This is a genomic window from Corticimicrobacter sp. (assembly GCF_040137905.1).
In the GTDB taxonomy this organism is placed as follows: domain Bacteria; phylum Pseudomonadota; class Gammaproteobacteria; order Burkholderiales; family Burkholderiaceae_B; genus Corticimicrobacter.
Genome location: NZ_JBEFDG010000044.1, coordinates 39,514 through 59,041, shown reverse-complemented (window position 1 = coordinate 59,041; position 19,528 = coordinate 39,514). Strand labels below are relative to the sequence as shown.

Sequence of the window (19,528 nt, the reverse complement as noted above, 5' to 3'; positions counted from 1 at the left end):
TGGCATGGTGTCTACTGGCCGCGAAGAAACAGCTTGTCCAGCTCGCCGAGGGACCACTGTATCCAGGTCGGGCGGCCATGGTTGCACTGATCCGAACGCTCGGTGGCCTCCATCTGGCGCAGCAGTGCATTCATCTCCGGCAGTGTCAGCTGGCGATTGGCACGCACCGAACCATGGCAGGCCATGGTCGAGAGCAGTTCATTGCGTTGTTCGGTCAACTTGCGAGAAACGCCGACATCGGCAAGATCGCGCAGGACGGCACGGGCCAGTGTTTCGATGTCGGCCTGGGTCAGCGGGGCCGGAACGGCACGTACCGCGATGCTGCCGGGTCCCGCCGGACGCATCTCGAAGCCCAGACCGGACAAGGCTTCCTGGTGTTCTTCGACCAGGGCGATATCGGATTCCGGCGCATGGAACACGACCGGCACCAGCAGAGCCTGGACAGGCATGTCCTGGGCGTCGTGTGCCTGCTTGAGGCGCTCGTACACAATGCGCTCGTGTGCCGCATGCATGTCCACCAGAACCAGTCCTCGAGCGTTCTGCGCAAGGATATAGATGCCATGCAATTGACCCAGCGCCAATCCCAGTGGCAAGGTGTCGAGCGCAGCCTGCGTCGCGGGCGGTGACAGGGAGGGTGTTGCCGGCATGGACGAGGCTGGAAGCGGTGCATAGGCTGGTGCTGGTTCGCGCAGGAAGGGCGAGGGAGCGGCTGTCTGGGAAAGGGGCGCGGGGGCCGGCTGAGGCGCGCCGGATGGCTGGCTGCTCACAGAGGCTGTACCGGCATTCGACAGGGGCTGGTAAAAGCGGCTCCATTCTTGCGCCTGGCTGGCGTTGAACGGCACAGGGCGTGCGCTCAATGGCATCTGGACATGCGGTGCACGTTGCGCCGGTGTCGGATGGCTGGCGACACGTTCAGCCTGCGCATCATCCACGGCAATGGTGGCCTGTGCGGCGGCATCCTGCTGTCCCTGTGCCGAAGTGGCCGAGGCCAGCGTCTGCCCCACCGTATGGGCGACAAAACGGTGTACGGCACCGCTGTCGCGGAACCGGACCTCATGCTTGGCCGGGTGGACGTTGACATCGACCGTGGCCGGATCGATGTCCAGAAACAGGACGAAGGCGGGCTGACGGTCGCCATGCAGCACGTCGGCATAGGCACTGCGCAGTGCATGCGAGACGGTACGGTCACGCACGAAACGGCCATTGACGTACAGGTACTGGCGGTCGGTGCGGGCCCGTGCCGCAGTGGGTCGTATCACCATGCCGCCCAGGCTGATCAGGCCATTGGCAGCCTCGACTTCCAGGCATTCCTGCCCGAATTCGAGGCCCAGCACATCGCGGATGCGCTGCAGTGGCGTGGCGGGCAGCCACTGTCGATAGGCCTTGTCATTGACGAAGATGCGAAACGCGATACCAGGATGCGCCAGTGCGATCCGCTCGGCGGCGGCAACACAGTGCGACTGCTCCGTGGTCTCCGAGCGCAGGAACTTGCGGCGTGCCGGCACGCGGTCGAACAACTGCCTGACATCCACGGTCGTGCCGGGCGGGCCGGATGCCGGCTCCGGTTCGAGGGAAGGCGGTTGCAACTGCCAGGCATGGGCGCCGTCGCGGGTGCGCGAGATCAGGGTGACCTGGGCGACCGAAGCGATTGAGGCCAGGGCCTCGCCGCGAAAGCCCATGGAGTTTACCGATTCGAGTTCGGCCAGGGAGCGTATCTTGCTGGTGGCGTGGCGCGTCAGCGCCAGCGCCAGCTCTTCGGGGGGGATGCCAAAGCCATCGTCGGTGATGGCAAGGCGGCGAATGCCGCCGCCTTCCAGGCGGATGTCAATGGTGCGCGCGCCCGCGTCGAGGGCGTTCTCGACCAGTTCCTTGAGTACGGAAGCGGGGCGTTCAATGACTTCGCCAGCGGCAATCTGGCTGACGAGCAAATCGGGCAGCGCCGTGATGGAACGGCGCGGAGTCTGAGCGGGTTGGGTCATCCCGCCATTATATTCTCAGCCCCGGATCAGCCAGTGGCCTGCGCAATATGCGGATTGGCCGCAAAATAGCTGCGCACGCCACCCAGGATGGCATTGGCCAGCTTGTCCTGGTGGGCTGCCGTTTTCAGCAGCTGTTCTTCGCGAGGGTTGCTGATGAAAGCGGTCTCCACCAGGATGGAGGGGATGTCCGGGGCACGCAGCACGGCAAATCCGGCCTGTTCGACGCGAGGCTTGTGCAGGCGGTGAAACTGTCCGATCTGGTCGAGGACGTTGCCGCCCACTTGCAGCGAATTGCTGATCTGTGCCGTCGTGGACAGGTCCAGCAGGACGCTGGCGACCTGGCGGTCCTGGCTGCCTAGGTTGACGCCACCGATCAGGTCGGCCGCATTTTCGCGGGCGGCCATCATGCGTGCGGCGGTACTGCTGGCTCCGCGTTGCGACAGCGCGAAAACCGACGAGCCGTTGGCACTGGGCCGGGTCCAGGCATCGGCATGGATGGAAATGAACAGATCGGCCTTGACCCGGCGCGCCTTCAGGACGCGTACGTTCAGCGGCACGAAGAAGTCGCTGTCGCGGGTCATGTAGGCACGCATGCCGGGTGTGGCGTCGATGAGGCGCTGCAGACGCTTGGCGATCTGAAGCACCACGGTTTTCTCGTGGGTGCCGCCCGGGCCAACTGCGCCAGGATCCTCGCCCCCATGGCCCGGATCGATGGCCACGATAAGTGTGCGGGTGCGGCCACCGCTGGTTGCGGGTGGCCGTACCGGCTGCTGGGTGGATCGCGCCGGCTGGGGCGGGGCTGTCGCCACGGCCGGCGGCGTGGTCGGGCGCACCGGGGTTTCGGCGGGAGCCGGCTGCGATCCGGCCGGGCTGCGGGAAATGTCTTCCAGGATGCGGGCCAGTGGATCGTCGTCCTGCTGGGAGATATCCTTGAGCAGGGCGGTGAGCGAATCCTGGGTCGCGTGCGGATAGAGGTCGAGCACCAGACGGTATTGGTAGTCGGCCACCGGCTTGAGCGTGAAGACCTGCGGTGCGATGGCCTGCTTCAGGTCGAACACCAGGCGCACGACATTGGGGCGGTTCTGCGCGACACGCAAACCGGCAATATAGGGATCGTCGGGCTTGACCTTGGAAACCAGTTCGTTGAGCGCCTGCGCCATGGTCAGCCCTTCGATATCGACGACCAGTCGATGGGGATTGTCCAGGGTGAAGTGCTCGGCCTTGAGTTCGGTGTCGATCTCCAGGGTGACGCGGGTGTAGTCGTCGGCCGGCCAGGTACGCACGGCCAGGATGCTGGCAGCCTGGGCCGTGCGCGGCCAGACGGGCAGCAGAGCCAGTGTGGCTGCTGCGCCGAGCAGGCGGCGGCGGGTGCCGCTGCGGGGAATCAGAGATGAGTCAGCCATGTTCGCCCTCGCATCGTGTAGGCAGTCAGTCTGGCGATACGTCCGGCAGCGGGGTCAGGATCGGTTGCATAATCCAGCCCAATCAGCAGGTCGGGGCGGGGCAACCGTCCTGCTGCGCGCTCCGGCCATTCGATCAAAACCAGGGCCGGTTCGAGCAGCAGTTCGTCGAATCCTGCATCCAGCCATTCGTCAGAATTGCTAAATCTATAGAAATCAAGATGATGCAAGTATAAGCTAGAAATTTTATAAGATTCAAGCAAAGCATAGCTTGGGCTCTTGATCCGGCCCTGAACGCCGCATGCGCGCAACAGCGCACGGGCAAAGCACGTCTTGCCCGCACCCAGGTCGCCCTGCAGGTGGATATGTGCCACTGGATAGGCAGGCCGGCCATGCCCGGCTGCGGTCGCCTGGGGAACTGCATCGGCCAGGATGAAGGTGGCCAGCTTCTGGGCCAACTGTTCGGTTGCCTCGCTGTCGGGCAGAGTCAGTTCGCGCTGCTCGGGCGCGGGCAGGGGGGCATGGGCGGGCATGATGGTGGTGGCTGGGGTGGCGAGATTGGGCAATCGGGCGTATCGTCGGCAGAGGATATGCGGTGGCAATGGCGGCAAGCCGAAAGAATACCGTATAAATGTCTTCCGATCCCGCGCAGGCTGGGACCTGGGCAGCAGAGTTCCCGCATCTGCTAAGCTAACGATTTTACTATCCATAACCGTTTTCATTTGTGGTGGAGCGCAGTATGAGCATTCGTATCGAAAAAGACACCTTCGGCCCGATCGAGGTGCCGTCCGATCATCTGTGGGGCGCACAGACGCAGCGTTCCCTGCATCACTTCGCCATCTCGACCGAGAAAATGCCGGCGCAACTGATCGACGCGCTGGCCAGGCTCAAGCGCGCCGCCGCGCATGTCAATGCAGAACTGGGCCAGATCGATGGCGGCATTGCCAAGGCCGTCATCGCCGCTGCCGACGAGGTCGTGGCCGGCAAGTGGCCGAATGAATTCCCGCTGTCGGTCTGGCAGACAGGGTCTGGTACGCAGAGCAACATGAACATGAACGAGGTCCTGGCCAACCGGGCTTCGGAAATCCTGGGTGGCGAACGCGGCGAGGGGCGCAAGGTACACCCCAATGATCACGTCAATCGTGGCCAGTCTTCCAATGACGTCTTCCCGACGGCCATGCATGTGGCGGCAGCGGTGCAGGTCGAGCAGGTCCTCTTGCCGGCCCTGGTGGCGTTGCGCAAGACGCTGCAGGCCAAAAGCGAGGCTTTTGCCGATATCGTCAAGATCGGCCGTACGCACCTGCAGGATGCCACGCCGCTGACGCTGGGCCAGGAGCTGTCGGGCCATGTGGCCCAGCTCGAACTGGCCGAACAGCAGATCCGGGCGACGTTGCCCGGCCTGCATCAACTGGCGATCGGCGGCACGGCTGTCGGAACCGGCCTGAACGCACATCCGGAGTTCAGCGTCCGCGTGTCGGCCGAACTGGCGCGCGACACGGGCGTGCCCTTTGTATCGGCCCCCAACAAATTCCAGGCCCTGGCCTCGCATGAGGCGCTGCTGTTCACGCATGGTGCCCTCAAGACGCTGGCGGCCGGCCTGATCAAGATCGCCAATGATGTGCGCTGGCTGGCCAGCGGCCCGCGTTCGGGGCTGGGTGAAATCAGCATTCCCGAGAATGAGCCGGGCAGTTCCATCATGCCGGGCAAGGTCAATCCCACGCAGTGCGAGGCGCTGACCATGCTGGCGGCGCAGGTGCTGGGCAACGATGTGGCGATCAATATGGGCGGGGCCAGCGGCAATTTCGAGTTGAACGTATTCAAGCCGCTGCTGATCCACAATTTCCTGCAGTCGGTGCGCCTGCTGGCCGATGGCATGCATAGTTTCGACGAGCACTGCGCACGGGGTATCGAGCCCAACCGCGAGCGCATCGAGGAACTGGTGAATCGTTCGCTGATGCTGGTCACGGCCCTCAATCCGCATATCGGCTACGACAAGGCCGCCCAGATCGCCAAGAAGGCACACAAGGAAAACCTCTCCCTCAAGGAGTCGGCCCTGGCGCTGGGCTATGTGACCGAGGCGCAGTTTGTGCAGTGGGTCGTGCCCCAGGACATGACCAACTCGCGTTGAGGTGCAAGGTACTGCCGGCCCCGTACCGGCAGTACTTTTTGACGGTGCATCCCATGCGCGCTCATTGCACCTGGATAGCGGCCGGCAGCATCAGCAGCCAAAGCGGGATGGTCAGCGCCGACAGCAGTGTGCCTGTTGAAATCAGCAGTGCAACGGCGCGTCCATCGCCTCCCATGCGAATGGCCAGAATGTAGGCGCTCGATGCGGTGGGTAGTGTGGCGAACAGCAGCAGCATGGCCTGTTCCACTGCAGGCAGGCCGAATGCCAGACCGATTGGCCAGGCCAGGGCAGGCATGGCGATCAGCTTGACCGCCAGCATCCAGGTCATGGTGCCGACCTGTCCCTTGCCGCCTTCCCAGGACAGGTTGGCCCCCACGCAGACAATACCCAGTGCAATGGCCGCCGCCCCGAGCTTGCTGGCAAAAATCTCGATAGGTCCGGGCAGGTGCAGCCCCAGCATATTGCCTGCCAGCCCGAGCACGGTTGCCAGCAGCAGGGGATTGCGCAGCAGTTCACGGCCGACACTGCCGCCGTTGGTGCGTGCCAGTCCGAAGACGGCGGCCGCATTGACGACCGGCACGGCCAGGCCGATGATGATGGCCATGATGCTCTGACCACGCGTGCCGGCCAGACTGAACGCGATGGCCAGTCCCAGATAGGTGTTGAAACGGTATCCGCATTGCGCCACGCAGGCATGTTCGAAAGCCGGCAGACGCAGCAGTGGCCGGGCCAGTTGCGCCAGCAGGATGCCGGTTGCCAGCAGCGCCAGGGTGGCACCGATCAGGTTGATGGCATCGCTCAGCACGATGGGCGCGCGCAGCGTGGCCTGGAACAGCAGGGCAGGAAACAGGACGTAATAGATCAACCGCTCCAGCGGCATGAAGAAACTGCGTTCGAAGCCCAGGCGGTGCCGCAGCAGCCAGCCGAGCAGGATCAGCATGAAATCAGGCAGGACGAGCAGGAAGGTAGACATGGTGCAGCGGTCGTATGGAGTCGTGAGATCTGTATGGATGATGACTGTATCGCATAAGCATATGCCAGAAGCCTGGACGCCTGATTGTTTGGTTCGCCGGCTCGACCTGATCCGGCAAACGTCTTAAGATCGCCCCGGAGTGTTTTTTGTTGCCGGAGCGTCATATTTATGGAGTCGTCCTGATGTCGGACGTGGATGCATTCATCGATGCGCTATGGCTGGAAGATGGCCTGTCGAACAACACGTTGCAGGCGTACCGCCGTGACCTGCGGGCATTCTCGGGCTGGCTGGCGCAGGCAGGAAAGGCCTCGCCTGACCTGAATGCAGTGCAGCCACACGATATCCAGGGCTGGTTTGCAGCCTGTCATGCGCAGACACGCGCCAGCACGGCCAACCGCCGTCTGGCGACCTTGCGGCGCTACTATGCCTGGGCGTTGCGAACCGGACGGGCCGCGCTTGATCCCTGCCAGACTATCCAGAGTGCCCGGCAGCCGGCCCGCCTGCCCAAGACGCTGTCGGAGCGGCAGGTCGAGGCGTTGCTGGCCGCGCCCGTGACGGAAAACCCGATGGGGCTGCGTGATCGTGCCATGCTGGAGACGCTGTATGCCACCGGCTTGCGGGTCTCCGAACTGGTGGGGCTGAATGTGCTGGATGTCAGCCTGGATGAAGGCGTGCTGCGGGTACGCATGGGCAAGGGGGGCAAGGACCGGCTGGTGCCGCTGGGGGCGGAGGCCTGCCACTGGCTGACACAGTATCTGGCGCATGGCCGGCCATTCATGCTGGGCCAGGCGCGCAGCGATGCGCTGTTCCTGACCAACCGCAGTGCCGGCATGACGCGGCAGATGTTCTGGGTGCTGGTGCGCAAGTATGCGGTGCTGGCCGATATTCATGCCCCGCTGTCGCCGCATGTGCTCAGGCATGCCTTCGCCACGCATCTGCTCAATCATGGTGCCGATCTGCGCGTGGTACAGATGCTGCTGGGTCATGCCGACATCTCTACGACGCAGATCTATACTCACGTGGCCCGGGAGCGGCTGAAGACCTTGCATGCCGCTCATCATCCAAGAGGTTGAATTCTCCAATGAGCAAGTCCGCACATGTCTCCGAAACACCTGCCACACGTCTGTTGAAGCAGCAGAAGGTGGCTTTCGAGGAATATGTCTACGAATATGTCGATCATGGCGGGACCTCCGAAGCGTCGCGCCAACTGGGCCTGGACCCGCATAGCGTCGTCAAGACGCTGGTGATGGAAGACGAGCGCAAGCAGCCACTGATCATCCTGATGCATGGTGATTGCGAAGTGTCCACGCGCAACCTGGCAAGGCAGGTGGGCGTCAAGCGCATCGAACCCTGTGCCCCTGAGACTGCACAGCGGCATTCTGGTTACCAGGTGGGGGGGACGTCGCCGTTTGCAACCCGCAAGCGCATGCCGGTCTGGGTGGAGTCCACGATCCTGGATTTGCCCGGCATCTATATCAATGGTGGTCGCCGGGGTTATCTTCTGGGGCTGGACCCTGCTGTGCTGGGTCGATTGCTGGACGCCCGTCCCGTTCAGGTGGCGCTGGTCGACTGAGCCGTCTTGTAGTGCCCCGGGCAGTCGCAGACGTAGTGAGGAGGCTGTTCATGGCCTCGCCGACAGGAATCGAACCTGTAATCTCCCCTTAGGAGGGGGAAGTTATATCCATTTAACTACGGCGAGAAAGGCCGGTCCGATGAAAAGCTGCGCTGTATGAAGGCAGTATCGACCCAGAAAGGGCGACCGGTTTTTTTTGATTTGATTTTTTGTTGCTTTCGTGTTCTTAGCTGCTTGATTTGAAAATCAAATAGCTTTTTATCTTAGCATGTTTTGTGCATGACGAGACACGGTTATAGTAGGCAGACAACAAACCGATAAGGAGACATGTCATGTCCAGGCTGCCCAGTACGTTGTCTGCGTTGCGTATCCCTGTCATTGCTGCCCCCATGTTCATCGTCAGCACGCCACAACTGGTGCTGGCGCAGTGCAAGGCCGGCATCGTCGGCAGCATGCCGGCACTCAATGCCCGTCCGGCTTCGCAGCTCGACGAATGGCTGGCCGAAATCTGCGAAGGTTTGGCTGCGCATGATGCACGGCATCCCGAGCGCCCGGCAGCTGCATTCGCCATCAACCAGATCGTGCATCCAAGCAATGCCCGCCTGGAGCAGGACATGGCATTGCTCGAAAAATATCGTGTGCCGCTGGTGATCACTTCCCTGGGCGCGCGGCCCGAGGTCAATCAGGCCGTGCATGCCTACGGGGGACACGTGCTGCACGATGTGATCAACAATATCCATGCCCGCAAAGCCATCGAAAAAGGAGCTGATGGGCTGATTGCCGTGGCAGCCGGTGCCGGGGGCCATGCCGGGGTGAAGAGCCCCTTTGCGCTGGTCCAGGAGATCCGGCAGTGGTTCGATGGGCCACTGGCCCTGTCGGGGGCGATTGCCAACGGTGGGGCCATACTGGCTGCGCAGGCCATGGGGGCGGATTTTGCCTATATCGGTTCGGCTTTCATCGCCACCGATGAGGCGCGTGCCAGTGAGGCCTACAAACAGGCCGTGGTGGACGGCTCGTCGGACGATATTGTCTACAGCAGTTTTTTCACGGGCGTGGCGGGCAACTATCTGAAGGCCAGTGTCGTGGCGGCCGGATTGGATCCGGCCAATCTGCCGGCAGGCGACCTGACCAGCATGGACTTCGGTGGCGATCATGCTGCCAAGGCATGGCGAGACATCTGGGGGAGTGGTCAGGGGATTGCTGCAGTACACGGCGTGGTGCCGGCTGCCAGCCTGGTCGAGCGCCTGGCCGCAGAATATGCGCAGGCGCGTGGACGCCTGCAGGGAGGCATCGGCAACTGATTGCCGACTGCCTCCGGGGGATGTTTACTTGGCGGCGTCGATCTTCGCCTGCATGCGGGCGGCACGCTCGTTGGAGCCGGGGTGCGAACTCATGATGCTGCTTTCGCCGCCACCCAGTTCGGCCAGCTTCTGGAAGGCCGTGACCAGTCCCTGAGTGTTGAGCTTGCGTTCGGTCAGCAGTTCGAACGAATAATCATCGGCAGCGGTTTCCTGCGATTGCGAGAACTGTGCATTGAGCAGGGCTTCAGTCAGATCACCCAGTTGCGAACTGCTCAGCGCCACGGCGGCGGCACTGCCCGATGCACCTACGGCATCGCGTGCGGCCGACAGGGTGTAGGCCGTCTGCATGGCACGCTTGCTGTGACCCAGTTCAACGTGACCCATCTCGTGGCCGATCACGCCACGCAGTTCGTCGTCGTTCATCTTGTCCATCAGGCCGGTGTATACGCGGATGCAGCCATTGGCCATGGCCCAGGCGTTGACGTCGTCGGTCAGGTAGACCTTGAATTCAGGCGTCTGGCCGTTGAGGTCCTTGGCGAGCGGGCGCACGATGCGCTGCAGGCGCTGGTTGTACTTGGAGTTCTTGCCGGCGACGCGGTTTTCCTGGTCCATCTGGGCGCATGCCTGGTTGGACAGGTCGATGACTTCCTGGTCGCTCAGGTTGTAGGCCTGCATCAGCTTGCTGCCGGAGTCCATCAGGCCGCCCATGTTGGCGGTCTCCATGCAGCCTGCAGACAGGCCTGCCACCAGTACGGCGCTGGCAATCAATTTGAACTTCATGCTTCTTCTCCTGTGTGTGACAACTTTTTGAAATGTAGGGCCGGCAGGATTGTAACGGGCACAGGTGGGCCTGCAGCCACGCTGCAATACGTTGATGCAAAACGAGAAAAAATGCAGCAAGCGGCTCAGTGCGCGGCCTGGGCGTGCTCGATGACCAACTGTGCCGAAACGACGCCTCGCCAGGTATTGGGTTCCAGCCGGTAGGCAGCCTCGATGTATTCGGGCAGCAGTTCGGACTGGCCGAACCAGATGGCATCGAAGCGCTGATGGTCTCGTTCCAGCGACAGCTTGAGGTGCTTGCCCTTGAGCAATCGCTGATCGCGTACCACGAAGCGATCTAGGAAGGAGGGGGCTGGGAAGCCTGCCCCCCAAACCTGGGCCTGCAGCATCAATGCCACATCTGCGTTGGCAAAGGCACTTTCGAGCGAGCCATCGGTTTCGATCTGGGGATCGAACTGGCTGCGACCGGTCAGGGTCTGGACGGCTTGGTCGAACGCATCGCGGAAAAAAGGCAGGTCCTCGCGGCCCAGTGTCAGGCCGGCAGCCATGGCATGGCCGCCGAATTTGCGGATCAACTGCGGATGGCGCTTGGAGACGAGGTCAAGGGCATCGCGCAGGTGCACATCGGGAATGGAGCGGCCCGAGCCCCTGATTTCGTCGTCGTCGGCCGGCGCGAAGGCCAGCGTAGGCTTCCAGAAGCGTTCTTTCAGGCGGGCGGCGACCAGCCCGACCACACCCTGGTGCCAGTTGGGATTGAAGACGCAGACACAGGCGCTCTGGCTGGCCTCGGTATTTTCCATGGCCTGCATGGCTTCGTCGCGCATGACGGTTTCGATGCTGCGTCGCTCGCGATTGATGGCATCGAGCTCATGGGCGATTTTTTCGGCCAGGGCGTCGTCGTCGGTGATCAGACAGGTGATACCCAGACTCATGTCGGCCAGACGACCCGCTGCGTTGAGGCGCGGACCTACGGCAAAGCCCATATCGAAGGCGCTGGCGCTGCGTGGATCGCGCGCCGCCACGGCAAAGAGCGCACGCACGCCGGGTTGCATGCGGCCCTTGCGGATGCGTGCCAGCCCCTGTGAAACGAGCAGGCGATTGTTGTCGTCGAGGCGGACGACATCGGCCACGGTACCGAGCGCGACCAGATCGGCCAGTTCATCGAGCCGTGGGCCGCCGTTGGCGGGATAGACACCACGCTGGCGCAATTCTGCGCGCAAGGCCAGCATCAGGTAGAAGGCGACGCCGACCCCTGCCAGATTCTTGGACGGAAAGCCGCAGCCTGGCTGGTTGGGATTGACGATGGCCAGTGCGTCCGGCAGCGTGTCGCCAGGCAGGTGGTGGTCGCTGACGATGACCTCGATACCGGCCACACGCGCCGCCTCGACGCCATCGATGCTGGCGATGCCGTTGTCTACGGTCAGGATCAGGTCCGGTTTGCCGGCATGGTGTCGGCAGGCCAGTTCGACGACTGCAGGGGATAGCCCATAGCCGGTTTCGAAACGGTTTGGTACCAGAAAATCAACCTGCCCACCCATGGCGCGCAGTGCCCGCAGGGCAACTGCACAGGCCGTGGCTCCGTCGCAGTCGTAGTCGGCGACGATCAGGATGCGTTGGCCGGCCGCCAGTGCGTCGGCCAGCAGGCTGGCTGCCTGCTGGTTGTGGGTCAGTTGGGCGGGTGGGTGCAGCCGGTCCCAGCCGAGTCGCGCCTGTTCCGCACGGGTGATGCCGCGCGCGGCCCACAGGCGGGCCAGCAGGGGGTGAATACCTTCGGCTTCGAGTTGTCGGGAGGCAGTGTCATCGCCGGGGCGAAGCGTCAAGCGGGGAGAGACCACCAGGTAATCCAGTCGTGTTTCGGTTTGGGAAGCCAGCGGCGCCAGCCATGGCGGGCCGGGCGGTTCAGGGTGACGATACGGTCACTGCCGGTCAGGATCAGGGTCAGCGGCTGGCCGGGTGCGGCATCCAGCTCCTGGCTCAAGGGGGCCAGTCGGTGGTCGAGTTGTTCCAACTGCCCGATCCAGGTATTCCAGTCGCCCTGGGTATAGGCGGGCAGCAGATCCTCGAGCAGGGTCGGTACGGACTGGGGCGGCGTATTGCCTGCCTGGTAACGGGTGCCGCCATACAGCCACAGGCTGTTGAGTGCGGTCTGGCCACGTTCGGCACGTGCCAGGTTAACGGGATGCTCGTGCCAGGTCATCTGGATTTCATTGAGCAGGCGTCGCCAGGGCTGAGGCAATTGGCGCGGGGGACACAGAATGTCCATGCGCTGACCTGCCAGCATGTCGGGCGTGCCCAGGTGCTGGCAGTTCCAGGCCTTGGGCACCTGGATCTGCCATGTCTGCGGTGTCAGCATGTGTGCTTCGATACCGTCGCCCTCCAGCAGAGGGTGGATGGCATCGAACAACGCAGCGCTTTCTTCGCGGCCGGGATCAAGGGCAGAGGGCGGCAGCAGGGAGGCACCTTCGCTGCCCAGCGCCAGATGCACCAGATCGACCAGCCAAACCGGACGGTCGGCGGGCGGGTTCTCGGGCAGGGCTGACAGGGCTTGCGACAGACGCCAGGGGCCGAGGGCTGCGCCCAGGGGCTGCCCAGGCTGCGCAGCATAGCCGGCCTGCTCGAGCAGCCAGCCCTCGTAGGGCGTGCAGCCATTGCGGCGGATATCGAAGGGCCGGATTTCGCGACGCGATTGCGCCATCCAGGCAACCAGCGTGGGCGCGATGGAAGGCAGTCGCGCAGCCAGGGAGGCGGAGACAGGGGAGGACGGCAAAGCGCCGGGCAGAACGATCAGCATGGGGGGATTGTAGATTATGATGCAGGCAATCAGGCGGCTAGACCCGCTACCAATTGTCAAACACGTTCATGGACACGGTTGGAATCGACGATGTATGAATTCTGGATAGGTGCGCGCTACTCGGGCATGGCCTGGCTGCGCCGCTTCAAACGGCGCGGTTCAGCCGGCCGCGACCGTTTTGTGTCGTTCATCGCGGTCAGCTCCATGGCAGGCATCGGCCTGGGCGTGGCGGCGCTGATCGTGGTGCTGTCGGTGATGAATGGCTTCCAGAAAGAAGTGCGCGACCGGATGCTGTCGGTGCTGCCCCATATCGAACTGTTCGTGCCGGGTGCCAGTCCTGCCGTGACGCTGCCGCGCTGGCGTGAGTTGGTGACTGATGCCGAACGCAACCCTGCCGTGCTGGAGGGGGCTCCCTTCGTGGCTGCGCAGGCCATGCTGGCCCGGGGCCAGGCGCTGCGCGGCGTGCAGGTGCGCGGCGTGGATGCAGAGTATGAGGGCGGCGTATCCGATCTGCCCGGCCAGATGGTGCAGGGACAGTTGTCCAACCTCAAGCCGGGTGGCTTCGGGATTGTGCTGGGGCAAGAACTGGCAGGTTCCATCGGCGTCGGTGTGGGCGACACGCTGCTGCTGATGGCACCGGAAGGCAGCATCAGTCCGGCCGGCATGACGCCGCGCATGCGTCAATTCACCGTGGTGGGCCTGTTCGCCAGTGGACATTACGAATACGACTCGACCTTTGCCTTCGTGCAGGTTGAGGATGCGGCGCGGGTGTTTCGCCAGGGGGCGGTGGCCGGGGCGCGGCTGCGCATCTCGGACATGCAGCAGGCACCACGCGTGGCGGCGCAACTGCCGGCTGTCCTGCCGCCGGACGTGCTTGCGCTGGACTGGTCGCAGAACAACCGGGCCTGGTTCGCAGCAGTCCAGACCGAAAAGCGCATGATGTTCCTGATCCTGGCGCTGATTGTGGCCGTGGCTGCCTTCAATCTGCTTTCCTCGCTGGTCATGACGGTCAAGGACAAGCGTTCGGATATTGCCATCCTGCGTACCCTGGGTGCCAGCCCGGCATCGGTGGCGCGCATCTTCCTGGTGCAGGGGGCGCTGATCGGCATTGTCGGTACCGTGCTGGGCGTGGCCGGCGGTACGCTGGTGGCTCTCAATGTCGATGTTATCGTGCCTGCCATAGAGCGGCTGCTGGGTGTGCATTTCATTCCGCAGCAGATCTATTTCATCAATCAGTTGCCGTCCGATCCGAGAGCGCCCGATATCCTGATGATCGGTGGCGTGTCTCTGCTGCTGTCTTTCGTGGCAACCCTGTATCCGAGCTGGCGCGCCTCGCGTCTGCAACCTGCGAGCGTGCTGCGCCATGACTGATCGTTCCGTTTCCATTGCCGCGTCCAGCCAGGCGGGCGGACAGTTACCCGTGGCCCTGCGTGCCGTCGATGTCTGCAAGGCCTACGATGAGGGGCCGGTCCGCATCCAGGTGCTGGATCACGTTAATCTCAGTGTCGCTGCCGGTGAAATGGTTGCGATCATCGGTGCCTCCGGGTCCGGCAAGAGCACGCTGCTGCATATCCTGGGGTTGCTTGATGCGGCCGACAGTGGCCGTGTCGAGGTTGCCGGGGTGGCGGGCATGGGGCTGTCCGAGTCGCAGCGCAGCGCCTTGCGCAACCGCAGCCTGGGTTTCGTCTACCAGTTCCATCACCTGCTCAATGAATTCTCTGCCGTCGAGAACGTTGCGATGCCGCTGATCGTGCGCCGCATGCCGCGCCATGAGGCGCGGGCACAGGCGCTGGCGGTACTGGAGCAGGTCGGGCTGGCAGCGCGTGCCGAACACTATCCGGGCCAGTTGTCGGGGGGGGAACGTCAGCGTGTGGCGCTGGCACGGGCGCTGGTGACGCGACCCGCCTGTGTGCTGGCCGACGAGCCGACCGGCAATCTGGACCGTCATACGGCCCATGCCATGTTCGATCTGCTGGAACGCCTCAACCGGGAATCGGGCACGGCGTTCATCATCGTGACCCACGACCCGGAGCTGGCGTCGCGTGCCGGTCGTCGCCTGGTCATGAGCGAGGGGCGTCTCGAGGCAGAGCAGGTCTGAAATACAGACCTGGCAAAGGGGTGGATTCGCTTGCACAGGCGCTCTGCCCCGCCATGACTGGACTGTACGGATGCTGATAGATACGCACTGCCACCTCGATGCACCGGAGTTCGATACGGACCGTGCGGTGCTGATCCAGCAGAGCCTGCAGGCAGGTGTTGATCGCATCGTGATTCCTGCCGTGGCCCGCTTCAATTTCGAGACAGTGCGCAATGTGGCCCATGCGTGGCCCGGTGGTGCCTATGCGCTGGGCATTCACCCGCTATATGTGCATCGCAGCGAAGATGCCGACCTGATAGTATTGCGTCAGGCCATCATGCAGGCCATGGACGATCCCCGCTTCGTGGCGATTGGCGAAATCGGGCTGGATTTTTTCGTGGCGGACATTGCTGTTGGGGCGGCACGCGCGCGTCAGGAACATTTCCTGAAAGCCCAATTGAAAATGGCCGCCGAGTTCGGCCTGCCGGTCCTGTTGCATGTACGCCGTTCCCAGGACAGTGTGCTCAAGTACCTGCGGCAGACGACGGGGCTGCGTGGCGGCATTGCCCATGCCTTCAACGGCAGCGAGCAGCAGGCCCGTGCCTTTATCGAACAGGGCTGTGCTCTGGGGATAGGCGGGGCGATGACTTTTGAGCGGGCTTTGCGCATCCGCCGTCATGCCGCCCAGATCGATCTGGCACACCTGGTGCTGGAAACCGATGCACCGGATATCCCGCCAGCCTGGCTGGGGCGGGATCAGGCGGGTGCTGTGACCGCTGGATTGCAGCGCAATACGCCAGCCGAGCTGGCCGGCATTGCCCAAGCGCTGGCAGCGCTGCGGCAGGTGCCGGTGGAGACGATCCGGGTGGCGACGACTGCAGCTGCTTGCAGGGTGTTGCCGAGATTGGCTGGGGCAGTGACGCAGTCTGTCTCGCAGGAGCGGGTCATATCGGACCAACATGGCGCACTATGTTGAAAGGGTATGCGAAGTCATGGGTACTGGCTTCCTGTAGCCGCAAGAACAGCCGCGCCCAAATGACGCACTGAACACTTCATCTCCCATCTTCCCGGCTAGCATGCCGGCAGACGGTGGGAGATCCAATGACAGGTCGAGGAGCGGCAGTCGTGTTCGTGCTGGGCACGGCCTGGGTACAGCATTGGTCGGCCTTGCCGCCTCGACCGCTGGCCTGGGGATGCCTGTTGCTTGCCGGGCTCTGGAGCCTGGGTTGCTGGTGCCGGGCTGCCTGTCTCCAGCGTCGCGACCGCGCTGGCTGCCACCGGCGGCGACTCTGGCAAGTTGCCGGACTGTGGGGCGCAGCATGGGGGCTGGCAATCGGGCTGGCGCATCTGCAGGCACTTGATCGCATGGCGCAGTCCCTGCCTGCCAGTGAACAGGATCAGGTCTTTCGGGTGGCACTGCGCGTGGTCAGCCTGCCCGATGCCGATGCAGGGCAGGTCCGGTTCGAGGCCGAGGTGCTGGACAGCCGGCCTGCGGGCTTGCCTGGACGTATCCAGGTTGTCTGGTATGCGCCTGGATACCGGTCGGTCGAACGAGGTGCTCCTGAGGGCGGGGGGGCAACCGACAGGGATGGGCAGGCTGGGGCCGAGTCGTCGTTGCCAGAGGTGGTGCCTGGGCAGGTCTGGAGCATGGCGTTGAACATGCGCAGCCCGTATGGCAGCCGCAATCCACATGGGTTCGATTACGAAGGCTGGATGTTCCAGAAGGCGATCCGTGCGGTGGGCACGGTGCGTGGTACCCCGGTTATGCAGGATAGTCATGTGGTGCCTTCGTGGTCGATCCGGGTGCAGCAGGTGCGGCATGCGGTGCGTGCGGGCATGCAGCATCATCTGGCCGGGTCACGCTACGGCGCAGTGCTGGTTGCCCTGGCACTGGGGGATCAGGCCGGCGTGTCGGCACAAGATTGGGCGACCTTCAATCGCAGCGGTATTACCCATCTGGTCTCCATCAGTGGACTGCATGTCACCATGGTGGCCGCGCTGGGTGGCGGGCTGGCGCTTTATCTCTGGAAAAGGCTGTCCTGGCGTGGGGTGCCGCTGGCTGCACGCTGCCCTGCGCAGATACCGGCAGCCTGCTGCGCCTTGTGGGTAGCCTGGCTGTATTGCCTGCTGGCAGGCTGGGGCGTGCCGGCCCAGCGGACATTTTTCATGCTGGCGGTGGTGGCTGTGTGCGCCTTGCTGCAACTGCCACTCAGCCTGTCGCGGGTATTGGCCCTGGCTGCAGTCATCGTGCTGCTGTTTGATCCGTGGGCGGTGCTGGCGCAAGGGTTCTGGCTGTCTTTCGGTGCCGTTGGCGTGCTGATGCTGGCGTCCCAGGGGCGCTGGCTGTCTCGTGATGCCGCGCAGGTCAGCCAACGAACACTACACTCCGGACGAGATGCTTCAGGCGAGGTACCCGGTACGGAAGCGGACCGGGCCTGGCAGGAATACGTTGAGTTGTTCAGCCCGCCAGCGATTGCCGTATCCCGTGCCGAGCGCTGGAATGTGGCATGCCGCCATGTCGCCCGGCAGCAGGTCAGCAGCTTGTGGCAGGGTACCCGGCTGCAACTGGCCATCAGCATGGCGCTGGTGCCTGTGTTGGCGGCCATGTTCCAGCAGGTGCCTCTGCTGTCGCCACTGGCCAATGCGTTGGCGATTCCGCTGGTCAGTTTTCTCGTGACACCGCTGGCATTGATCGGGGCGGCCCTGGGCATGTTGCCCGCGTGGGGACAGGGAATGGCGGCGCATGCGCTGGATCTGGGGCAGGCTATCTTCGTGGCGTTGATGTTGTGGATAGACTGGTTGTCGAGCTTCGAGACGGGGCTGCTGGATACGGCTGCAGCCCCGTGGTGGCTGACTTTGCTGGGGGTGATGGGAGCCATCATCCTGCTGCTGCCTGCGGGGGTGTTCGGAAAACTGTGCGGAGTGACCCTGCTGATGCCGGCCCTGTTCTGGCGGCCGGAAACGATGACCCCTGGGAGCTGGAGCCTGACGGCGCTGGACGTGGGGCAGGGATCGGCCATTGTCGTGGCAACAGCGCGGCATGCGCTGCTGTTCGATACGGGGCTGCCCTATGGCCCAGGGAGTGATGCAGGTGAACGGGTGGTGTATCCCTATTTGCGGGCAAGTGGTATCACGGGTCTGGATGTGCTGGTGGTTTCCCATGCCGACAGCGATCATTCGGGCGGCTTGCCAGGGCTGCTGCGGCATGTCCCCGTGCGCTACGGTTTTGCCTCGTTTGATCTGGCCGCACAGCGCTTGCCGGCGGATGCCGGGTTGCCATCGCACAGATTGCCTTGTCGGGCAGGGATGCACTGGGAACTGGATGGTGTCCGATTTCGCTTTCTGCATCCGCAGGGCACGGACGCGCTGCCCATTCGCTCAGGCAATGCCCAGAGTTGCGTGCTGCAGGTCGAGGGGCAGTATCACCGTGCATTGCTGACGGGCGATATCGGTGTGCAGGAAGAACGTCTGCTGGTTGAAACCGAGGGGCAACAACTGCGCAGCGAGGTGGTGCTGGCAGGCCATCATGGGGCGCGGACATCGTCCGGCAATCTGTTCGTCCGTGCGACGGCGGCGCGCCACGTTATAGCCCAAAGCGGACGCTTCAATCGGTTCGGACATCCGCATCCCGATGTCGAGCAGCGCTGGCAGCAGGCTGGCGCGAGATTCTGGCGTACGGATCTGGAGGGGGCCGTGATGGTACGCTCCGATGCGACCGGTCTGGCGGTGCAGGCCGAGCGGCAACGGCGGCGGCGTTACTGGCAGGGGAGCATGCCTTGATCCCTGCCGAACAGTCTATCGCGGCGTGTCCTCGCCCAGCGTTTCTTCTTGCCCGTAGTACTTGACGCCGATCTTGATGCGCTCGCGGCCATGCTCGCGACGCCAGCGGTTGGTGTCGCGCAGCGAGTACACGCAGCCGCAGTATTCCTGCTGGTAGAACTCTTCGCGCTTGCTGATCTGGATCATGCGCTGAGAACCGCCGCCCTTGCGCCAGTTGTAGGCCCAGTAGACCAGGTCGGGGTAGCGGGCAGCGGCACGTTCGCCGCAGCCGTTGATCTGGTTCATGTCTTTCCAGCGCGAGATGCCGAGGGCGCTGGTCAGGGTATCGAATCCATGCTCGTGTGCATAGAGCGCAGCACGCTCGAAACGCATGTCGAAGCAGACGGTGCAGCGTTCGCCACGCTCGGGGGCGTCTTCAAGGCCCTTGACACGGTCGAACCAGTTGTCCATGTCGTAGTCGGCATCGATGAAGGGAATGTTGTGCTTCTGCGCGAATCGGATGTTTTCTTCCTTGCGGATTTCGTATTCGCGCACCGGATGGATGTTGGGGTTGTAGAAGAAAATGCTGTAGTCGATGCCCGAGGCCGTCATGGCTTCCATGACTTCGCCGGAACAGGGCGCGCAACAGGAGTGCATCAGCACTTTGCTGCGGCCTTCGGGCAGCTCGAGTTTGGTACGTTTGAAATCGGTCATGGCTCTGTCCGGCGCAACGGGCCGGCCTGGGCTGATGGACAATCCTCCATTAT

Annotated in this window: 16 protein-coding genes and 1 tRNA gene; 8 read left to right on the top strand and 9 right to left on the bottom strand. The window is 63.4% G+C overall.

Annotation, left to right across the window (positions count from 1 at the left end; translation table 11 throughout):
* Window positions 1-11: 11 nt before the first annotated feature.
* Genes mutL through tsaE form a run of 3 tightly spaced genes read right to left on the bottom strand, consistent with a single transcriptional unit; the run spans window position 12 to window position 3,894 of the window.
* Window positions 12-1,979, bottom strand: a complete 1,968-nt coding sequence (mutL, locus tag ABN482_RS07685) for a DNA mismatch repair endonuclease MutL (protein ID WP_349503432.1) — start codon at window positions 1,977-1,979, stop codon at window positions 12-14.
* A gap of 26 nt (window positions 1,980-2,005) precedes the next feature.
* Entirely contained in the window at window positions 2,006-3,382 is a 1,377-nt protein-coding gene (locus ABN482_RS07680) for an N-acetylmuramoyl-L-alanine amidase (RefSeq protein ID WP_349503431.1), read from the bottom strand.
* Window positions 3,364-3,894: a tRNA (adenosine(37)-N6)-threonylcarbamoyltransferase complex ATPase subunit type 1 TsaE gene (gene tsaE / locus ABN482_RS07675; protein ID WP_502877262.1), complete on the bottom strand. Its 531-nt coding sequence runs from the start codon at window positions 3,892-3,894 to the stop codon at window positions 3,364-3,366. The genes ABN482_RS07680 and tsaE overlap by 19 nt, the downstream gene beginning before the upstream one ends.
* 224 nt (window positions 3,895-4,118) lie before the next feature.
* On the opposite strand from tsaE, the gene fumC reads away from it, so the two are divergent.
* Window positions 4,119-5,507 (top strand): class II fumarate hydratase, encoded by a 1,389-nt coding sequence (gene fumC, locus ABN482_RS07670; protein ID WP_349503430.1) that lies wholly within the window; start codon window positions 4,119-4,121, stop codon window positions 5,505-5,507.
* Between the two features lie 61 nt (window positions 5,508-5,568).
* Here the strand turns inward: fumC and ABN482_RS07665 are convergent, their stop codons facing one another.
* Entirely contained in the window at window positions 5,569-6,480 is a 912-nt protein-coding gene (locus tag ABN482_RS07665) for an AEC family transporter (RefSeq protein ID WP_349503429.1), read from the bottom strand.
* Between the two features lie 182 nt (window positions 6,481-6,662).
* On the opposite strand from ABN482_RS07665, the gene xerD reads away from it, so the two are divergent.
* Together xerD and ABN482_RS07655 are read left to right on the top strand one after the other, a co-directional pair.
* The gene (xerD, locus tag ABN482_RS07660; protein ID WP_349503428.1) at window positions 6,663-7,553 is read left to right on the top strand and encodes a site-specific tyrosine recombinase XerD; all 891 of its coding nucleotides are present in this window, start codon (window positions 6,663-6,665) and stop codon (window positions 7,551-7,553) included.
* 8 nt (window positions 7,554-7,561) lie between these two features.
* On the top strand, window positions 7,562-8,053 hold the full coding sequence (locus tag ABN482_RS07655; protein ID WP_349503427.1) for an aminoacyl-tRNA deacylase: 492 nt from the start codon (window positions 7,562-7,564) through the stop codon (window positions 8,051-8,053).
* Between the two features lie 51 nt (window positions 8,054-8,104).
* On the opposite strand, the gene ABN482_RS07650 is transcribed toward ABN482_RS07655, so the two are convergent.
* A tRNA-Arg gene (locus tag ABN482_RS07650) sits at window positions 8,105-8,179 on the bottom strand.
* Between the two features lie 206 nt (window positions 8,180-8,385).
* Between ABN482_RS07650 and ABN482_RS07645 the strand changes: the two genes are divergently transcribed.
* Window positions 8,386-9,354, top strand: a complete 969-nt coding sequence (locus ABN482_RS07645) for an NAD(P)H-dependent flavin oxidoreductase (protein ID WP_349503426.1) — start codon at window positions 8,386-8,388, stop codon at window positions 9,352-9,354.
* A 24-nt stretch (window positions 9,355-9,378) separates the two neighbouring features.
* Here ABN482_RS07645 and ABN482_RS07640 read toward each other — a convergent pair whose 3' ends face one another.
* From ABN482_RS07640 to ABN482_RS07630, 3 genes are all read right to left on the bottom strand, one after another.
* Window positions 9,379-10,134, bottom strand: coding sequence for a M48 family metalloprotease (locus tag ABN482_RS07640; RefSeq protein ID WP_349503425.1), 756 nt, complete (start codon window positions 10,132-10,134; stop codon window positions 9,379-9,381).
* A gap of 125 nt (window positions 10,135-10,259) precedes the next feature.
* Complete coding sequence (recJ, locus tag ABN482_RS07635) at window positions 10,260-11,969, bottom strand: single-stranded-DNA-specific exonuclease RecJ (protein WP_349503424.1); 1,710 nt, start codon at window positions 11,967-11,969, stop codon at window positions 10,260-10,262.
* Complete coding sequence (locus ABN482_RS07630) at window positions 11,951-12,925, bottom strand: hypothetical protein (RefSeq protein ID WP_349503423.1); 975 nt, start codon at window positions 12,923-12,925, stop codon at window positions 11,951-11,953. Before ABN482_RS07630 ends, recJ begins: the two co-directional genes overlap by 19 nt.
* A gap of 90 nt (window positions 12,926-13,015) precedes the next feature.
* On the opposite strand from ABN482_RS07630, the gene ABN482_RS07625 reads away from it, so the two are divergent.
* From ABN482_RS07625 to ABN482_RS07610, 4 genes are all read left to right on the top strand, one after another.
* The gene (locus ABN482_RS07625) at window positions 13,016-14,296 is read left to right on the top strand and encodes a lipoprotein-releasing ABC transporter permease subunit (protein ID WP_502877259.1); all 1,281 of its coding nucleotides are present in this window, start codon (window positions 13,016-13,018) and stop codon (window positions 14,294-14,296) included.
* Entirely contained in the window at window positions 14,289-15,023 is a 735-nt protein-coding gene (locus ABN482_RS07620) for an ABC transporter ATP-binding protein (RefSeq protein ID WP_349503422.1), read from the top strand. The genes ABN482_RS07625 and ABN482_RS07620 overlap by 8 nt, the downstream gene beginning before the upstream one ends.
* Window positions 15,024-15,093: 70 nt before the next feature.
* The gene (locus tag ABN482_RS07615; RefSeq protein ID WP_349503421.1) at window positions 15,094-15,978 is read left to right on the top strand and encodes a TatD family hydrolase; all 885 of its coding nucleotides are present in this window, start codon (window positions 15,094-15,096) and stop codon (window positions 15,976-15,978) included.
* A 125-nt stretch (window positions 15,979-16,103) separates the two neighbouring features.
* Window positions 16,104-18,782 (top strand): DNA internalization-related competence protein ComEC/Rec2, encoded by a 2,679-nt coding sequence (locus ABN482_RS07610; RefSeq protein WP_349503420.1) that lies wholly within the window; start codon window positions 16,104-16,106, stop codon window positions 18,780-18,782.
* A gap of 15 nt (window positions 18,783-18,797) precedes the next feature.
* On the opposite strand, the gene ABN482_RS07605 is transcribed toward ABN482_RS07610, so the two are convergent.
* Entirely contained in the window at window positions 18,798-19,475 is a 678-nt protein-coding gene (locus ABN482_RS07605; RefSeq protein WP_349503419.1) for an epoxyqueuosine reductase QueH, read from the bottom strand.
* Between the last annotated feature and the right edge of the window lie 53 nt (window positions 19,476-19,528).

What these genes read in the sequence shown, in the direction of transcription:
- mutL (WP_349503432.1), bottom strand. Translation starts at nt 1,979, where the DNA reads ATGACCCAACCCGCTCAGACTCCGCGCCGTTCCATCACGGCGCTGCCC.
- ABN482_RS07680 (WP_349503431.1), bottom strand. Translation starts at nt 3,382, where the DNA reads ATGGCTGACTCATCTCTGATTCCCCGCAGCGGCACCCGCCGCCGCCTG.
- fumC (WP_349503430.1), top strand. Translation starts at nt 4,119, where the DNA reads ATGAGCATTCGTATCGAAAAAGACACCTTCGGCCCGATCGAGGTGCCG.
- ABN482_RS07665 (WP_349503429.1), bottom strand. Translation starts at nt 6,480, where the DNA reads ATGTCTACCTTCCTGCTCGTCCTGCCTGATTTCATGCTGATCCTGCTC.
- xerD (WP_349503428.1), top strand. Translation starts at nt 6,663, where the DNA reads ATGTCGGACGTGGATGCATTCATCGATGCGCTATGGCTGGAAGATGGC.
- ABN482_RS07655 (WP_349503427.1), top strand. Translation starts at nt 7,562, where the DNA reads ATGAGCAAGTCCGCACATGTCTCCGAAACACCTGCCACACGTCTGTTG.
- ABN482_RS07645 (WP_349503426.1), top strand. Translation starts at nt 8,386, where the DNA reads ATGTCCAGGCTGCCCAGTACGTTGTCTGCGTTGCGTATCCCTGTCATT.
- ABN482_RS07640 (WP_349503425.1), bottom strand. Translation starts at nt 10,134, where the DNA reads ATGAAGTTCAAATTGATTGCCAGCGCCGTACTGGTGGCAGGCCTGTCT.
- ABN482_RS07630 (WP_349503423.1), bottom strand. Translation starts at nt 12,925, where the DNA reads ATGCTGATCGTTCTGCCCGGCGCTTTGCCGTCCTCCCCTGTCTCCGCC.
- ABN482_RS07625 (WP_502877259.1), top strand. Translation starts at nt 13,016, where the DNA reads ATGTATGAATTCTGGATAGGTGCGCGCTACTCGGGCATGGCCTGGCTG.
- ABN482_RS07620 (WP_349503422.1), top strand. Translation starts at nt 14,289, where the DNA reads ATGACTGATCGTTCCGTTTCCATTGCCGCGTCCAGCCAGGCGGGCGGA.
- ABN482_RS07615 (WP_349503421.1), top strand. Translation starts at nt 15,094, where the DNA reads ATGCTGATAGATACGCACTGCCACCTCGATGCACCGGAGTTCGATACG.
- ABN482_RS07610 (WP_349503420.1), top strand. Translation starts at nt 16,104, where the DNA reads ATGACAGGTCGAGGAGCGGCAGTCGTGTTCGTGCTGGGCACGGCCTGG.
- ABN482_RS07605 (WP_349503419.1), bottom strand. Translation starts at nt 19,475, where the DNA reads ATGACCGATTTCAAACGTACCAAACTCGAGCTGCCCGAAGGCCGCAGC.